Below are 17,180 nucleotides of genomic sequence, written 5' to 3' on the forward strand. Positions count from 1 at the left end.
TTTTGTGAAAATATTGTTATCTTATGCTGTACATCTCAATTTGATGATCACCGAGATAGTATCGTGCTGAAATTAATATTAAGCTGGAAGGATTAGCATCAATCAAATGATTGGTTTAAACAATAGATTAAAAGAATGAAAGGTGCATTTTAAGAGAATAAAGCCAAACCTTACCCCCTTAAAATTTAATGCACTCATTATGTTACTAATAGCCACATCATTTTTTGATGTAACTAGCTATCCTTACGCCCTTGACTCACTTTTTTCTGGGCACTTTTCCACGGTGATGTAGATGCTGAACCTCTGTTACCACCGGCTTTCGCTGCTGGTGAATGACTACGACGTGGAGACTTAGTATTGTTACCATGGTTTCTATCACCAGAGCGGCGTTCATTGCGCTGCGGTGTTTTTTGGATAGGTTCTGCTTTAATAGATGGATCGGGTTCATAACCGTCAATCGCCATCAATGGGATCGATTTCTTCAGCAGTTTTTCAATATCTTTAAGTAGCTTAGCCTCATCAATACAAACTAATGACACCGCCATACCTATCGCTTCAGCACGACCAGTGCGACCAATACGGTGAACATAATCTTCGGCTACATTTGGCAATTCAAAATTCACCACATAAGGGAGTTGCTCAATATCAAGGCCACGAGCTGCAATATCCGTTGCGACTAAAACACGGATATTCCCAGATTTAAAATCCGCTAAAGCGCGTGTTCGCGCACCTTGGCTCTTATTGCCGTGGATAGCAGCTGCTTTAACACCATCTTTATTTAAGTGCTCCGCTAAGCGGTTTGCGCCGTGTTTTGTTCTTGTAAAAACAAGAACTTGCTGCCAGTTATCACGACCAATCATAAATGACAGTAACTCAGCTTTACGCTTTTTATCCACTAAGTGAACATATTGCGTTATTTGCTCAGATGCTGAATTTCGAGGGGCAACTTCAATAGTTACGGGATTATTCAGTAACTTATTTGCTAGCTGTTTGATGTCATCCGAAAAGGTTGCTGAAAACAATAAGTTTTGGCGTTTTTTCGGTAATTTATTAATAACACGGCGGATATCGTGAATAAAGCCCATATCTAACATGCGGTCAGCTTCATCCAATACAAACATTTCGACCTGAGAAAGATCAACCGCATTTTGGTGCTCTAAATCCAATAAACGACCTGGCGTAGCAATTAAAATATCTACCCCACCACGCAATTTCATCATCTGTGGATTGATACTCACACCACCAAAAACAACAAATGAACGAATACGCAAGTGACGGCTATATTCTTTTACATTTTCAGCAACTTGAGCCGCAAGCTCCCTCGTTGGCGTCAAAATGAGTGCACGAATTGGTCGACGATTATTACCGCGAGGGTTAGAAACCAGCTTTTGTAAAATAGGCAGTGTAAAGCCTGCTGTTTTACCTGTTCCAGTTTGTGCACTCGCAAGAAGGTCGTTTCCTGCAAGCACTGCGGGGATAGCTTGTTGTTGAATAGGCGTTGGACTTTCATAGCCTAACTCATTAATGGCAAGCAAAATTTCCTCGTTTAACGCGAGGTCTGAAAAAGTTGTCAAATTAAATTACTCCGAGCTTCACCGCTTCAAGTTGATTGTGGCAGTTCTGGGGGAAGTGAGTCAGAAGAAAAAAGCGCAAACTGCCGTGCGACATTGCAAAATTCTAACATTATTTGATGGTGATAAATATATTAATTTAGTTTGGGTAATAAATTAATATAAAATTCCCTCTATATAGTATATATACTTATACAACACTATGAGTTGTCGTTTATGACCCCTTTTAAACATAAAGAGCCACTTAGAGCTTATAAAGTATGATTTAATTCTGATTTAAAGGAATGTTTATGAATATAAATTCGTCACCAACCTTGCGGGGAGAAAACGCAAAGTTACAACTACTACTTACAGCCGCGGATGTTTATGGAGAACAAGGGCTTGATGGGGCAACTACCCGCAAGATTGCGCAAGCATCAGGGCAAAATATCGCCGCAATTTCCTACTATTTTGGCTCTAAAGAAGGGCTGTATTTAGCTGTCGCGAAGATGATTGCAAAAAATATTAAAGACAGTTTCCACGATGTGTTTCTTTCCATTGATCGCTTTTTAAATCAATCCGCTAATGAAAAAACACCCCAAGAAGCACTCGATTTATTACAAAAAACAGTGATAACGTATAATTACTTTCAGCTTGAAAAGAAAAATTTAAGTTTTTCTCGTATTTTAGCGCGAGAACAACTTAACCCCACCGAAGCTTATACCATTATTCATGAGCAAGCTTTAGGCCCTATCCATTCTCGTTTAAACCGCTTAATTGCTGTTTATATCGGGGCTGATCCCAATCATCTCACAACACTTATTCATACCCACGCCATTTTAGGTGAAACGTTGTCATTTCGTATCGCTCGTGAAACCTTATTACGCCAAACGGGGTGGAAACATATCAATGAAAATGAATTTAAAATTATTAATCAAGTTCTTATTGAACATACAAATATATTATTAGCGGGATTACGTCATCGCAAACAGATTGAAAAGTGATATGATTAATTGATTAAAGTGAAATCATTTCTTGTCGATTAACTAGGGTCAACGATGAACAATAAAAGCCGTTCTATTTTTGTTTTTATTATTGTTATATTAATCGGTGCTGCAGTTTCTGGTTATTATTACTATCAATCTCAACAAGATAAAACATTAACGTTATATGGCAATGTTGATGTACGAACGGTTAACTTAAGTTTCAGAGTACCTGGCAAGCTCGTGTCCTTAACTGTTGATGAGGGCGCGCGCATTGCGATTGGTGATAAGCTTGGTCAATTAGATGATGCACCTTACATTAATGCATTAAATAAAGCTAAAGGTGTGCGAGAAAGCGCCAAAGCCCAATTAATGCTAAAAGAAAGTGGCTACCGCACCCAAGAAATTGCCCAAGTTGAAGCTGAAGTTGCTCAACGGCAAGCGGCTTGGCAATATGCAGATAACTTTTATAAACGCCAACAAGGCCTAGCAGCTTCTCGTGTCATTTCTGCCAATGATCTCGATAATGCAAAAAATAACCGCAATCAAGCTTTTGCAGCTCTTCAAGCCGCCCAAGACAAATTGAATCAATACCAAAGTGGCTTCCGCCAAGAAGAAATTGCGGCAGCTAGAGGGGAATGGTTACAAGCAGAAGCTGCTGTTGCCCAGGCTGAGCTAGATTTACAAGATACAGTGCTAATTGCCCCATCTGATGGCACTATTTTAACCCGCGCCATCGAACCAGGCACCAATGTTGGTGCAGGAAACAGTATTTTTAGTGTTACCCTCACTCACCCAGTTTGGGTACGTGCTTATATCAGTGAACCGCACCTTGGCAACGCTGTTCCAGGATCGCAAGTCACCCTCTATACTGATAGCCGCCCTAATCAACCATACCATGGTACAATTGGCTTTGTTTCTCCAACGGCTGAATTTACGCCTAAAAGTGTACAAACACCTGATTTAAGAACCGATTTGGTTTATCGTTTACGTATTATTGTTGATGATGCAGATGATGCTTTACGCCAAGGCATGCCTGTCACCATTTACTTTGCAAATAACAAGAAGTAAAAAATAGCCATGAGTGATGATTACAGCATCAGTCTTAAAGGCGTCGAAAAAAGCTTTAGCGGCTTAGATTCTCCCGCAGTTGAAAGCCTCACAATCGATATCCACGGTGGATCTGTCACAGGGTTAGTTGGCCCTGACGGCGCAGGAAAAACGACATTAATGCGTATGCTCGCAGGGCTACTCAAACCTGATGCTGGGCATATTCGTGTGATGGGGTTAGACCCTATTCAAGACAGTATCGCAGTGCGTGCAAACCTCGGCTATATGCCACAAAAGTTTGGTTTGTATGAGGATTTAACGGTTCAAGAGAATTTGGATTTATACGCCGATTTGCGCAGTGTTATTGGCGAAGAGCGCGAAAAAACCTATCAACAGTTACTTTCATTCACTAACCTTGCCCCTTTTACGCAACGCCTTGCAGGCAAACTTTCAGGTGGAATGAAACAAAAGCTAGGTTTAGCCTGTACACTGCTTGGTAAGCCCAAAGTATTGTTATTGGATGAGCCAGGCGTTGGCGTTGACCCTATTGCGAGGCGTGAGCTGTGGCAGATGGTTCACACTCTTGCTGATGATGGAATGCTAATATTATGGAGCACTTCATATCTTGATGAAGCCCAACAATGTAAAGAGGTATTGCTTCTTAATAAAGGGCAATCGCTCTATTCTGGCAAGCCTGAATTATTAACACAAAAAATGGCGGGGCGTTCCTATTTACTTGAGGTTCCAGCTGCACAAAAGCGCACAGTATTACAAAATGCATTAGTGCTTCCTGAAACGACTGATGGCGTTATCCAAGGCCGCTATGTTCGTTTGATTCTAAAGCCTGATGCATCTCCAGAAAGTCTGTTAAGTGCCCTCAATATGCAAGAAAACAAGCTAATTGCCGCACAACCGCGATTTGAAGATGCGTTCATTGACCTTCTTGGCGGTGGCCCTTCTCACCGTTCAGAGTTAGCCGCCATTGTGCCACAAATTCCACCAAACCCTCAGGAAACGGTGATTGAAGCGCGTAATCTCACCAAAAAATTTGGGGATTTTGCAGCGACAGATCACGTCAATTTTCAAGTCAAACGCGGTGAAATTTTTGGGCTGTTAGGCCCAAACGGCGCAGGAAAATCAACAACTTTTAAAATGATGTGCGCCCTGATGAAGCCCACTGAGGGACATGCTTTAGTGCTGGGTATGGATTTAAAAACCAGCTCAAATAAAGCCAGGCAGCACCTTGGTTATATGGCGCAGAAATTTTCCCTCTATGGGAATCTAAAAGTGGGGCAAAACCTAAAGTTTTTTTCGGGAGTTTATGGATTACATCATAAAAAACAGTCAGCTAAAATCCAAGAAATGGTAGATGCCTTTAGCTTCAAGCCAATTATCAATCAAATTACAGACTCCCTTCCTTTGGGTTATAAACAGCGCCTTGCCCTTGCCTGCTCACTCATGCATGAGCCCGATATTTTATTTTTGGATGAACCCACTTCAGGCGTCGACCCATTAACTCGTCGTGAATTTTGGCTACATATCAATGGGATGGTGGATAAAGGCGTGACCGTGATGGTCACCACACATTTTATGGATGAAGCGGAATATTGCGACCGAATAGGGCTTGTTTACCATGGTAAAATTATCGCAGCTGGCACACCTGACGCGCTAAAACAACAAGTTGCGACTCGTGATAACCCAGATCCCTCCATGGAAGATGCATTTATCGAACTTATAATGAATTACGACAAACAACAGGAGGCCAAATGAATCATGCCGCCTCTTCTTTTTCATGGCGTCGGCTAAAAGCCTTGTGCTGGAAAGAAACCAAACAAATAGTACGCGATCCTAGTAGTGCTCTAATTGCAGTGCTGATCCCATTGATGCTGCTATTTATTTTTGGTTACGGCATTAACTTGGACTCAAGTAAATTGCGCCTTGGCATTTTAATGGAGCAACAAAGCCAGCCTGCACGAGAGCTCGTTGATACCTTTACGGGCTCTCCTTTTGTTGATGCCACTATCAGTGATAACCGAAAAGCGTTAATCGATAAAATGCAAGCAGGTGAAATTCGTGGAATTATCGTGATCCCAGTAAATTTCTCGGCTCAGCTGCTACAACCTGACGGGCACGCTGCCATACAAATTATTACCGATGGGAGTGAACCGAACACCGCAAACTTTGTTCAAGCCTACACCAAAGGTGTCTGGCAAATATGGCAGCAGCAACAAAGTGAAAACCGGGCAAACACGGTTTCACCATTAATTGAGCTCAATATGCGTTACTGGTTTAATGAGGCAGCAATAAGCCAACATTTTATTATTCCAGGAGCAATTAGCATTATTATCACTGTGGTTGGCGCAATTTTAACATCACTGGTTATTGCTAGGGAGTGGGAACGCGGCACAATGGAAGCCTTACTTTCAACCCAAATCACTCGTACTGAATTATTACTCTCAAAATTATTACCTTACCAAGTTCTTGGCTCTTTTGTGATGGTACTTTGCATGCTCGTTACAACCTTTGTTCTGGGCGTACCATACCGCGGGTCATTATTGGTGCTGTTTGTTATTACGAGTCTCTATCTTGCTACTGCCCTTGGCATGGGACTATTAATATCCACCATTACCCGCAACCAATTTAATGCAGCAATGGTGGCATTAAATGCTGCATTTTTACCTGCAATTATGCTGTCTGGATTTATTTTTGAGATTGATAGCATGCCAGCCATCATTCAATGGGTAACTTATTTTATCCCCGCACGTTACTTTGTCAGCAGCTTGCAAACGTTGTTCCTTGCAGGGGATATTTACTGGGTGTTACTGATCGATTTCTTATTATTGGTTGCATCAGCAATCTTATTTATTGGCCTAACGGCGCTGAAAACTCGCCGTCGATTGGATTGAGGTGTACTATGTTTTATCGCTTATACACCTTAATTATGAAAGAGTTACAATCATTATTACAAGAACCACAAACTCGAATTATTTTGATTTTACCTGTGATTTTCCAAATGATTTTGTTCCCACTTGCGGCAACACTAGAAGTCACAAATACCACCATTGCAATTTTTGACCAAGATGGCGGCAAACATTCTGTTGAACTTACTCAGAGGTTAGCCAAAGCCAGTGCGTTTTCCCACGTGTTGCTCGTCAAAAGTGAACATGAAGTTCGCGACACTCTCGATAACCGTAAGGCGCTGTTAGCCGTGCGTTTTAGCCAAAATTTTAGCGCAGATATCGACTCACATACTCCCGCGAACATGCTGCTGTTACTCGATGGTCGCAATTCAAACAGTTCACAAATTGCGGCGAATTATGTTGAACAGATTGTGATGCAATATCAACAAGAGTTAACACAAAACCAAATCAAACCTAATAATAGTGAGTTGGTTATTCGTAATTGGTACAACCCAAACTTAGATTATAAGTGGTTTATTGTGCCCTCTTTGGTGGCGCTGATTACTACGATTGGCGTGCTGATTGTGACCTCCCTTTCCATTGCGCGAGAGCGGGAGCAAGGGACGCTAGATCAACTCCTGGTTTCCCCATTAACAACGTGGCAGATTTTTATTGGTAAAGCGGTGCCTGCATTAATAGTGGCGACAGCCCAAGCAAGTCTGGTGTTGGTTATCGGGATTTTTTGTTATCAGATCCCATTTGCAGGCTCACTACTGCTGTTTTACGCCACTATGCTATTTTATGGTCTATCGCTAGTGGGTTTTGGCTTGTTAATTTCAGCGCTGTGCTCAACGCAGCAACAAGCCTTCATTGGGGTGTTTGTCTTTATGATGCCTGCTGTACTGCTATCTGGCTATATATCCCCAGTCGAGAACATGCCTGTTTGGCTACAAGATATCACTTGGGTTAACCCAATTCGCCATTTCACTGAAATCACTAAACAAATCTACCTTAAAGACGCAGATTTTTCAGTGATTTTCCAAAGTTTATGGCCATTGCTGATTATTGCTATTATCACCAGTTCTGCGGCGTATTATCTCTTTAGAAAGAAAATTGCCTGATGCTATGATGAATATAAGTCAATTTGTCTGCCTAATTAAACTCAGGTTTAGCATTCAAATAATAAGAAAATTATATTTTTTAGTACGATTATGATGAAAAAACCCTTGCGACCGAAGTCACAAGGGTTTTGAATTTTATTCACTAAAACATTCTAGTGATGAATGCTTTACTCGCAGTTAGCGACGGTCACCGAAGATACGCAGTAACATTAGGAACAAGTTGATGAAGTCTAAGTACAGAGATAGCGCCCCCATAATGGAGTATTTACGCATTGTTTCTCTGTCATCTTCATTAATTTGAGCACCCATTTCTTTCAGCTTTTGAGTGTCATAAGCCGTTAACGCAGCAAACAGTAACACACCACCGTAAGTGATCACCCAGTACATCATTGAGCTTTGTAGCCAGATGTTAACTAAAGAAGCCACAACGATACCAATCAGCGCCATAAACAAGAAGTTACCCATTCCTGTTAAGCTACGCTTAGTGGTGTAGCCATAGAAGCTTAATGCACCAAACATGACCGCAGTGATAACAAAGGTACCTGCGACAGATTCACCAGTATACGCAGCAAGAATGACAGAAATAGTTAAGCCCGTTAACAATGAATAGAGCATAAACATGCCCGTCGCCATCATTCCGCTAATTCTTTGTAGTAAGAAGGAAATACCCATCACTAAACCCAGTTCAGCAATGATCATTCCGAAAAATAAAATTTTGTTAGTCGCAATGGTGTAATACAAGCCACTGCTGACTGAATACCAAGCCACAAATGCTGTCAACAGCAAACCGACGGTCATCCAACCATAGACTTGCGACATAAATGCCTGAACGCCAGTTTCGGCCCTCTGGACAAGAGAATCATTACGTTGATCAAACTGACCCATGATGGTTACCCTTTTGCTAAAATAAAAATCGACACAGTAAAAATACTGCAATCGGAGAAAATTAACCAAAGTCTAACACATTATTATGACATTACCATTCGGCAAATTCGTATTTTTCGGAGGAAAAAGTGCGATTACCAGCGGCTTGCGGACGTTTCGTCACTTTCTTTCGCTTCAACCCAGCGTTCGTTATCTGGCAACGTCTCTTTTTTCCAAAATGGCGCTTTAGTTTTTAAGTAATCCATAATAAATTCAGCGGCCTGAAATGCTGCATTACGATGCGCACTTGTCACCCCAACAAACACAATTTCCTCACCTGGCTGCAAAGTACCAATGCGATGAATCACACTCACACGCTGCAAAGGCCAACGTTCTCTTGCTTCTACTACAATGTTTGCTAAGGCTTTTTCCGTCATACCTGGATAATGCTCAAGCGTTAAGGCCGCAACAGTATCACCAAGGTTATGATTACGAACTTTACCTGTAAAAGTCACGACGGCTCCATCGCTATCACACTCAGCAAGCCATTGATATTGTTCACCAACACTAAAGTTGTGTGTTTGGACGGCAATATGGGTATTTTCCATCATTATCCCCCTGTTACTGGTGGGAAAAAGGCGACTTCATCCCCTTCCACCAGTGAATGTTCGAGGGAAACAAATGATTGATTAACTGCTGCCAGTAATTTTCCGCTTTCTAACGCCAACGCCCAGCGATCACCTTTTTGCGATAAAGCAAAACGTAGAGACTCAACGGTTTGATATTTTTCTGTTATTTCAAGTCTATCTGTTCCTACTAATTCGCGAACTTGTGCAAAAAATAATACTGTAATCATCATTCCACCTTAAAATTTCCAGATTTACCGCCTGTTTTTTCTAACAAACGAACAGGGCCGATGACCATGTCTTTTTGTACCGCTTTGCACATATCGTAAATGGTCAATGCCGCCACCGAGGCTGCCGTCAGCGCTTCCATCTCCACCCCAGTTTTACCTGTTAGGCGGCAGCATGTTTCGATGCGAACACGGCTATGTGATTGTTCTGCTTCAAGAACAACCTCCACTTTCGTCAACAACAGAGGGTGGCATAATGGAATTAACTGCCATGTATTTTTAGCGGCTTGGATGCCCGCAATGCGTGCCGTTGCAAACACATCCCCTTTATGGTGACTGCCATCAACAATCATAGCTAACGTTTCGGGGTTCATGGTGACATAAGCTTCTGCACGAGCTTCACGGACAGTTTCAGCTTTAGCTGAAACATCAACCATATGCGCCTCGCCCGACGCATTGAGGTGAGTCAGTTGGGACATAGTTTCTCCTGAAAATCTTAAAAGAATTAACCGCCAATAACGGACAAATTAGGGGTAATGCCGCTATCACCCATATGTAGAAAATGCGTTTCGCGTTTGTGATGCAAACCACGCTGTATCCGCGCTTTTAGCGCTTCATTTTGGTTATCATCCCCTAGTAAATCCCGCAGAGGAATGCCATTTTCACCAAACAAACACAAATGGAGATTGCCTAAAGAAGATACACGAAGGCGATTGCAGCTTTGGCAAAAGTCTTTTTCATACGGCATGATAAGGCCTATTTCACCCTGGTAATCTGGGTGACTAAAGACTTGGGCAGGGCCGTCATTGCGAGAACGGGGAAGACGATACCAACCTTCTTCAATTAAACGGTCGCGAATCGTTTCACCAGAAACATGAAAACGTTGGAAAATATCACTGCCATCCCCTGTTTCCATTAATTCAATAAAACGTAGCTGAATGGGGCGATGCTTAATCCAATTTAAGAATGACTTCAGGGCAATGTCGTTGATATTTTTCATCAACACAGCGTTGACTTTCACTTTTTCAAAACCCGCCTCAAAAGCAGCATCAATCCCTTTCATCACTTGGAAGAATTTGTCTTGCCCAGTGATTGCCGCAAACTGGCGTGGGTCTAAGCTATCCACACTGACATTAATTGCATTCAGGCCTGCATCTTTCCACGATTGAACGTCTCTCGCCATGCGATAACCATTGGTGGTAACTGCGATTTTTTTAATCGCTGCGTTTTCATGAATAGTGGCGATAATTTCACTAAAATCTTTACGCATAGTAGGCTCACCGCCTGTGATACGCACTTTTTCTGTGCCTAAATCAGCGAATGCGCTACTGACACGACGAATCTCATCCAGTGTGAGGAATTCATGGCGACCACTTGGTTGATAACCATTAGGTAGGCAGTATGTGCAACGGAAATTGCAAACATCTGTTATAGAAAGCCGAAGATAATAAAATTTCCGGTCAAATTGATCGACGAGTTGCTGCATAATTACACCTTTCCAAATACGGGAGATGCAGACATTTCTATCTTGCACCCTGGTGGCTCTAAGACCACGGCCAGAGCATCATATTTGTGAAAACAAACTTAGACGCAAAGGCTAGGAGTTTTATTTGGAACAAAGCCGCTAATTTAATAACGAAAACAAACCACTCTGTTCACTTAATTTCTGTAAGGATTCTAGCGTATAGAATATGAAAAAGCGAACCTGAATTCGATATATAATATAATATACAACGACTTACAGGACATCAGCGATAATCTCCGAAGCTCTTATTATCATAGACAATTTTCTTAAAAATAGCCTAGTCAAAGATACAATTTCACTTTAAATGATTAACATCTCTTATTATTTAATTAAACATTTCTTGATGTAGATCTAAAATGGGGAGCAAGCTCCCCATCTTATTGTTTCCGTTATAAATATCGATACCAATCGCTTCGTATTTTTCACTCAATACTTAGCTAAGCATTATCCCAATCAAAAATGAAAGCATATTTCCCAAGTGATTAGACGTATTTAGAAACGGAACTCAACCCCGCCAGATATCGTCCTTCCACGACCTAATGTATTCGCTAAGCTCTCCCCGTAGCTCACCACATAGGCCCGATTGGTTAAGTTCTCCACGTTACCGCGAATAATTAAATTATCCGTAATTGAATAACTTGCGTATAAATCGACGAGGGTATATTTCGGCCAGTCCGCTAAATATGGGTAGTTTGATTGTGCCGAGTAGTCTTGGAAGCCAGGGGTGAAACGGATAACCATTCCGCCATCTAATTTTCTATCAAAGGCACGTCCGCCGAGTGTGAATGCCCCTCTGTCACCGGGTAAGTTTGCTGCGCTACCAAAGATGGAACCGCTATCACAGTTAACATAATTGTTCGCTTGCTCATCGGGCTCTGCATACCAATTACCGGGGCCAATACCTTCTGGGAATTTCAAGACGCCACCTAACCACGCACGGTTAGCACAGAATTTATTTTTGCCAATCATATGGGTGAACGTTAAATCTGCATAAACAAACCCTGCATCATAGTTGAGTTGGTATTCAAACCCTCTAAAACGTGTCGTATTCAAGTTATTACTATACGCTGCATTCCCTATACTTGGGTTAACTAACCCTGGCTTAGTTCGGTTAATAGCAAGGTTGATATAGTTATCAACTCGTGTGTCAAAATAAGCCACTTTAGCCAATAATCGATCCTCTTCAAGCATCAATTGGGGGTAATTCAGATTCACCCCGATTTCCCACGCATTTGAGCGTTCCGCTTTTAAAAATGGGTTAGGAAACTGTGTTGAAGAACTGTGAGCACTGCCTGTCGTGAGTGTTTCGGTAATCGCAGGTGGACGCCAAGAACGGCCATAACTGGTAAAGAACTCCATCCACTCGACACCTGGACGGATAGCCAAACGAGCGTTAGGTGAAAACGCCCCTTCTGATTTATCAACATTCCAATGTTCTGTATACAGCGTACTTGGGCAATCACGTAACCGTCTACCTGTGCATGGGTTTTCCTTTGTATAAGGGAAGATGGCATAACGCATGCTGGTTTGCCCTTTGAGGGTATAGTAGTCGTAACGCATTCCCCCTTCCAATGTTAACCAATCATCATATTCGTAAGTTAAATTAGTAAACAATGAGCTCAACGTACGTTTTCCATCTGGTGTTACGCCCGATGCGGCTTCTCGTGTTGAGCTACTACTGGCTTTATCTTGGAAAGTTTCAAAACCATAATGCGCTTTTAATAAATTATTATGATTAAATTCGATCTCTGAATGATTTTCGAGTTGCACCCCGAATGTTTTAACCCGAGTATCCATCTGGTAGCCATTATTAAAAATTTGGCTCGTTGAATAAGTTTCAGTGTCATCTTTCGTATCAACAAAATACACTTTCCCTTTAAATTCTGTACTCCATGGACTGCCACTAAACTGCGTATAATCAAGGGAATAGTTTTGGGTTGTCACATCACTAAACCCACTGCTTTTCCATCCAAGTTTATATGGCCACGTTTGCGTCAAATTAGTTAATGTACCTGCATTCGGTGTCGCCACTTTTGTTTCTAAGTAATTGAATTGTAAGCGTTGTGACTCACTGAGATTCCAACCTGCTTTCGCCAAATATGAGGTCATTTGGTAATTGCTATCGTTAATTCGGGTATGTTTTAAACCACGCACTAATTCGTCATAATGCCCTGCATCATTGTTGATGCGAATATCGCCAATACTCCCGTGCGTCCCTGGTTTATAGTCACCTAAGCGGCGTTCACTGGCGGCAAACAGTAAATCACCCTTTTCATTTCCCAAGGCAAATGCGCTACTGCCGATAAAATGAGTATTGTTTGTCCCTGTGCTGGCATGTAATTTTCCACCAAATGACTTATCTTTCGATAAAAAATCAGACGCATTTACCGTATTAAATGTGGCAACTCCGCCAAGTGTTCCCCCACTCCCCATGCCACCACTATTTCCTTTTTGAATTTCAACGCCAGAAAGCAACTCAGAATCAATATACATTGAGCCGTTACGCTGCCCATGGCCGCTTTTTTGGAAGTTTTGCCGCATTCCATCAATATTCATGTTCACGCGCCCATAATCTTGGATCCCACGAATATTCACTGATAGAGACGGGTCTTGCTGGCTGACACTGGAATACACGCCTGTGGTGAGCTCCAGTACGTCAGCAATATGCTTCGGTGGCCTGTCTTCAATTTGTTTTTTACTGATCACACTCACCGATGAAGGACTACTGTAGACCCAATCTCCTTGCTGTATTTGGCTTGCTGTCACCGTAATATTATCTAACTTAATGACGTTTTCACTTGTGGGGGAGCTATTTACCCGATGAATAGAAATACGATTATTGTGTATTTGGACCTGAACTGGATTTGTGCCAACAAGCTGCTGCAATCCTTCTTGCAAGGTTAACTGCCCTTTGATGCCTTGGCTTTTTAAGCCATTCATTTCTTGGCTATTAATAATGATTTCAACTTTTGCCTGTTGGGCAAATTGCAACAATGCGTTCTCAAGCGCTCCTGCTCCAATCGAAAATGAAATTTTCTGTTGGGCTTCAGTTATTGGTTGATTGGCATGAGCAATATTAAATAATGAATATGCAGGTAGTGCCCCTAATACAAGGTAAACACAGAGTGTGGCTTTTTTATATTGGTGCTTTTTTTGAGTCATTTCCCATCCCTAAAATGATAATGGTAATAAAAATCATAATCACTTAGATTAAGACGTGGAAATGAAGGAAACCCGTAAAAAATAATTTAAATATTTGTGAAAAATAATAATTTCATTATCGATCAGTAAATTAATGTGAAGAATGGCACTTCATAAACCATCAGCCCTCTTGATGACACAAGGTGCTTAAGCCCACTTTCTAGTGTGTTAATTTGCAATACGCCGCTTAGTTTCTCCTTATTGTCGCTGGCTAAAATAATAATTCGCTTTTTATAGTAACGATTAATTTCAGCGGTAATCTCAGAAAGCGTTTGCTGTTGAAAAATAATCTGGCCTTCACGCCACCCTTCTGGCGTCTGGTTGGCAAGTGGTATTGTGGGTAAAATTTGCTGCTGGTATTGCGTAAAGCTGCCTGCTTTCACCGTCAATTCTTGTCCTGACAATAACGATATTTTAACGCTGTGCTGATAGACACTCACACCAACATTATCCCCTTCATTATCAATGACAAACTCAGTTCCCAGCGCTTGAGTTACACCATTTTTCGCCTTAACTTGAAAAGGACGCAATTCACTACCAGCGATAGGTGCAACAGAGAAATAGGCGCGTCCTTGGAGCAAATTGACTTGTCGATATTGCCCGTCAAAAGCTAGCTGTAATTGCGCTCCACTATCGAGGTCGACTTGGCTACCATCGGGCAATGTGATGTGTTGAACTTCTCCAATTCTGGCTTGGTAATCAATCTGTTCTTGATTTTCACTCCACCAAAGCAAAGTCACCAAACCACACACTAAAATACTGGCTGCGACGGAAACTTTCACAAAACTTTTTGCCGCTTTAATCGGTTTCTCTATTTTTCTAGGCTGTTGATTATAGGAAGTTAACGCCCAAATTTGCCTTGCACGATAATAGGCATTGGCATGCTCTTTCGATGCATTCACCCAATGCTGAAACTCACTATTTTCTTGTTCATTCAACTCTCTTTGAGTCGTTTTGACGACCCACATCGCCGCGGTGTTTTCGATTTCAGATGGAGATGTTGTTGATTTCATGATTAATCCTTCCATTGATGAATCAGAACAGCCAATGCATTGGCTAAATGCTTTTCAACAGTGCTGAGCGAAATATTCAACAATTGAGCCACTTCGGTTTGAGTCAATCCCTCTTCTCGGTGCAAACGAAAAATAGCCTGTGTTCTCTCGGGCAATGTTTGAATAATGGCTTGTATCTGGCTCAGTTGCTGCTCCCTAATTGCTGTTGCTTCAAGGCTTTTTACTTGTGCAGGTATTTCTTGCCATTGTTCATCACTGATAACCATTGAAGGGCGTGCTTTTTGTTCCCTAAAGTGGTCAATCATCAGGTTTTTCGCAACCCGATAAAGATAAGCGTCAAAATCTTGAATCGTCGAGTGCTTCATCAGTTCAGCCATCCGCACAAAACTTTCCTGCACAATATCCATACTCAAATTATGGTCTTTAAGGTACATATTGAGGTAGCGACATAATGAGGAAGAATGGCGTGCAAACAAGCGTTGCAACTCAGAATCAGACATATTGAGCCATAACACAAATAATGAAAATGAGAATTATTTACACTATATAGGTAAATGTTCAAAATGGAAACATTCCAGTGTTTTTTTGCTAAGAGGTTAAGGTAAATCCGGAATATTGCCTTTTATTGTTTTTTATCACAGTAACTCAGCGAACAATGATGTTTTATGGTAGATTAACGCCCAATTTATTTTAGATTTCATTTTTAATACGTTCGGCTCTGTAAACACTGCAAAACCACAGATAAAAAAACCTAAATAGTAACTGTTTATTTGCCGAATATTGACTGATTGATATAGGAACACTATGCCAAATAGTAGTCTGGCGAGCCTGAAACATGTTGTTGCCCTTGGCGGCGGGCATGGGCTAGGTCGCGTAATGTCTTCCCTTTCCTCTTTAGGCCCCCGCCTAACTGGAATTGTGACCACCACAGATAATGGCGGGTCTACAGGTCGAATTCGTCGTTCCGAAGGCGGGATTGCTTGGGGCGATATGCGGAACTGTTTGAATCAGTTAATCACTGAACCATCGATTGCTTCAGCAATGTTTGAATACCGTTTCGGCGGTAATGGAGAACTCTCTGGCCACAACTTAGGTAACCTAATGCTGAAATCATTAGATCACCTGAGTGTTAGGCCACTCGAGGCCATTAATTTAATTCGCAATATGCTCAAAGTGGATGCGCAACTCATTCCAATGTCAGAATCCCCTGTTGATTTAATGGCGATTGATGAGATGGGTAATGAGGTCTATGGCGAGGTCAATGTGGATGCCCTGCGCGAAATTCCGAAAGAGTTACGCTTATACCCTCGCGTTAAGGCCACACGTGAAGCGTTAGACGCGATTCACCAAGCGGATTTGATTATCATTGGTCCTGGTAGTTTCTTCACCAGTTTAATGCCATTATTACTCTTGGACGAGATTGCCACCGCCTTGCGTGAATGCAAATCCCCAATGATTTATATTGGTAATTTAGGTAAGGAAGTGGGCTCCTCAGCCGCTAATCTGGCTTTACCTGAAAAATTGCAGATGATGGAAAACTATATTGGCTGCAAAAAGATTGATGCATTGATCCTTGGCCCACGCACACAAATCAGTGATATTAGCAGTGACCGTAAGATTATCCAGCGCGTCCTCGAAGCGGATGATATCCCTTATCGCCACGATAGAAAGCTGCTCCTACAAGCCATCGAAGAAACTATCCCGCTGTTGTAATTTCCTTATTTATTCCACCTTTGTCTCCCAGAAGTGGAATGCTACTCAAGCCAATTTTTTTTCTCTATTTTAAAGATATTTCTATACCAATCCTATTGATTTTCAAAATAATTTACGTTGTGGGTAGGCGGCAAGTGAAAGCATCTCGGGGAGCATACATAAGTTTGTGACCCGAGTGATTGCCCCTACTCCCAACACAATGAAATAAAAACTTATCTTCAAAATAATTTGCGTTATGGGTAGGCGGCAAGTGAAAGCATCTCGGGGAGCATACACAAGTGTGTGACCTGAGTGATTGCCCCTACTCCCCAACACAATGAAATAAAAATTTATCTTCAAAATAATTTGCGTTGTGGGTAGGCGGCAAGTGAAAGCATCTCGGGGAGCACACACAAGTATGTGACTCG

15 protein-coding genes and 1 riboswitch are annotated in these 17,180 nt (G+C 41.8%); of the genes, 6 read left to right on the forward strand and 9 right to left on the reverse strand.

Features of this window, described 5'->3' with window-relative positions; all coding sequences use genetic code 11:
* Positions 1–233: 233 nt before the first annotated feature.
* Entirely contained in the window at positions 234–1,574 is a 1,341-nt protein-coding gene (gene rhlE, locus KDJ85_RS11870) for an ATP-dependent RNA helicase RhlE (RefSeq protein WP_225819855.1), read from the reverse strand.
* 281 nt (positions 1,575–1,855) lie between these two features.
* On the opposite strand from rhlE, the gene KDJ85_RS11875 reads away from it, so the two are divergent.
* From KDJ85_RS11875 to KDJ85_RS11895, 5 genes are read left to right on the forward strand one after another with little or no spacing between them, the layout of a single operon-like run.
* Positions 1,856–2,554, forward strand: a complete 699-nt coding sequence (locus tag KDJ85_RS11875; RefSeq protein WP_225819856.1) for a CerR family C-terminal domain-containing protein — start codon at positions 1,856–1,858, stop codon at positions 2,552–2,554.
* 54 nt (positions 2,555–2,608) lie between these two features.
* Positions 2,609–3,604: a secretion protein HlyD gene (gene hlyD / locus KDJ85_RS11880; RefSeq protein ID WP_225819857.1), complete on the forward strand. Its 996-nt coding sequence runs from the start codon at positions 2,609–2,611 to the stop codon at positions 3,602–3,604.
* A gap of 9 nt (positions 3,605–3,613) precedes the next feature.
* Positions 3,614–5,353, forward strand: coding sequence for an ATP-binding cassette domain-containing protein (locus tag KDJ85_RS11885; RefSeq protein WP_225819858.1), 1,740 nt, complete (start codon positions 3,614–3,616; stop codon positions 5,351–5,353).
* Positions 5,350–6,489, forward strand: coding sequence for an ABC transporter permease (locus tag KDJ85_RS11890; protein ID WP_225819859.1), 1,140 nt, complete (start codon positions 5,350–5,352; stop codon positions 6,487–6,489). The genes KDJ85_RS11885 and KDJ85_RS11890 overlap by 4 nt, the downstream gene beginning before the upstream one ends.
* A gap of 8 nt (positions 6,490–6,497) precedes the next feature.
* Complete coding sequence (locus KDJ85_RS11895; RefSeq protein WP_225819860.1) at positions 6,498–7,604, forward strand: ABC transporter permease; 1,107 nt, start codon at positions 6,498–6,500, stop codon at positions 7,602–7,604.
* Positions 7,605–7,781: 177 nt separating this feature from the next.
* Here the strand turns inward: KDJ85_RS11895 and KDJ85_RS11900 are convergent, their stop codons facing one another.
* The 8 genes from KDJ85_RS11900 to KDJ85_RS11935 all read right to left on the reverse strand — a co-directional run bounded on the left by KDJ85_RS11900 (position 7,782) and on the right by KDJ85_RS11935 (position 15,560).
* The gene (locus KDJ85_RS11900) at positions 7,782–8,489 is read right to left on the reverse strand and encodes a Bax inhibitor-1/YccA family protein (RefSeq protein ID WP_206085344.1); all 708 of its coding nucleotides are present in this window, start codon (positions 8,487–8,489) and stop codon (positions 7,782–7,784) included.
* A gap of 134 nt (positions 8,490–8,623) precedes the next feature.
* Complete coding sequence (moaE, locus tag KDJ85_RS11905; RefSeq protein ID WP_225819949.1) at positions 8,624–9,076, reverse strand: molybdopterin synthase catalytic subunit MoaE; 453 nt, start codon at positions 9,074–9,076, stop codon at positions 8,624–8,626.
* A gap of 2 nt (positions 9,077–9,078) precedes the next feature.
* On the reverse strand, positions 9,079–9,324 hold the full coding sequence (gene moaD / locus KDJ85_RS11910) for a molybdopterin synthase sulfur carrier subunit (RefSeq protein WP_225819861.1): 246 nt from the start codon (positions 9,322–9,324) through the stop codon (positions 9,079–9,081).
* The gene (moaC, locus tag KDJ85_RS11915) at positions 9,324–9,800 is read right to left on the reverse strand and encodes a cyclic pyranopterin monophosphate synthase MoaC (protein WP_225819862.1); all 477 of its coding nucleotides are present in this window, start codon (positions 9,798–9,800) and stop codon (positions 9,324–9,326) included. The genes moaD and moaC overlap by 1 nt, the downstream gene beginning before the upstream one ends.
* Before the next feature lie 26 nt (positions 9,801–9,826).
* Entirely contained in the window at positions 9,827–10,807 is a 981-nt protein-coding gene (moaA, locus tag KDJ85_RS11920; protein ID WP_225819863.1) for a GTP 3',8-cyclase MoaA, read from the reverse strand.
* Positions 10,797–10,937: riboswitch (molybdenum cofactor riboswitch) on the reverse strand. (Overlaps the previous gene by 11 nt.)
* A 401-nt stretch (positions 10,938–11,338) precedes the next feature.
* Positions 11,339–14,008 carry a TonB-dependent hemoglobin/transferrin/lactoferrin family receptor gene (locus KDJ85_RS11925; RefSeq protein ID WP_225819864.1) on the reverse strand — a complete coding sequence of 890 codons (2,670 nt, stop codon included), beginning with the start codon at positions 14,006–14,008 and terminating at the stop codon, positions 11,339–11,341.
* Between the two features lie 122 nt (positions 14,009–14,130).
* Positions 14,131–15,060 carry a FecR family protein gene (locus tag KDJ85_RS11930; protein WP_225819865.1) on the reverse strand — a complete coding sequence of 310 codons (930 nt, stop codon included), beginning with the start codon at positions 15,058–15,060 and terminating at the stop codon, positions 14,131–14,133.
* Between the two features lie 2 nt (positions 15,061–15,062).
* Entirely contained in the window at positions 15,063–15,560 is a 498-nt protein-coding gene (locus tag KDJ85_RS11935) for an RNA polymerase sigma factor (protein ID WP_225819866.1), read from the reverse strand.
* Between the two features lie 304 nt (positions 15,561–15,864).
* Between KDJ85_RS11935 and KDJ85_RS11940 the strand changes: the two genes are divergently transcribed.
* Positions 15,865–16,773, forward strand: coding sequence for a gluconeogenesis factor YvcK family protein (locus tag KDJ85_RS11940; protein ID WP_225819867.1), 909 nt, complete (start codon positions 15,865–15,867; stop codon positions 16,771–16,773).
* The last annotated feature ends 407 nt before the right edge of the window (positions 16,774–17,180 follow it).

This window comes from Providencia vermicola (genome assembly GCF_020381325.1).
Classification (GTDB): Bacteria; Pseudomonadota; Gammaproteobacteria; order Enterobacterales; family Enterobacteriaceae; genus Providencia; species Providencia vermicola.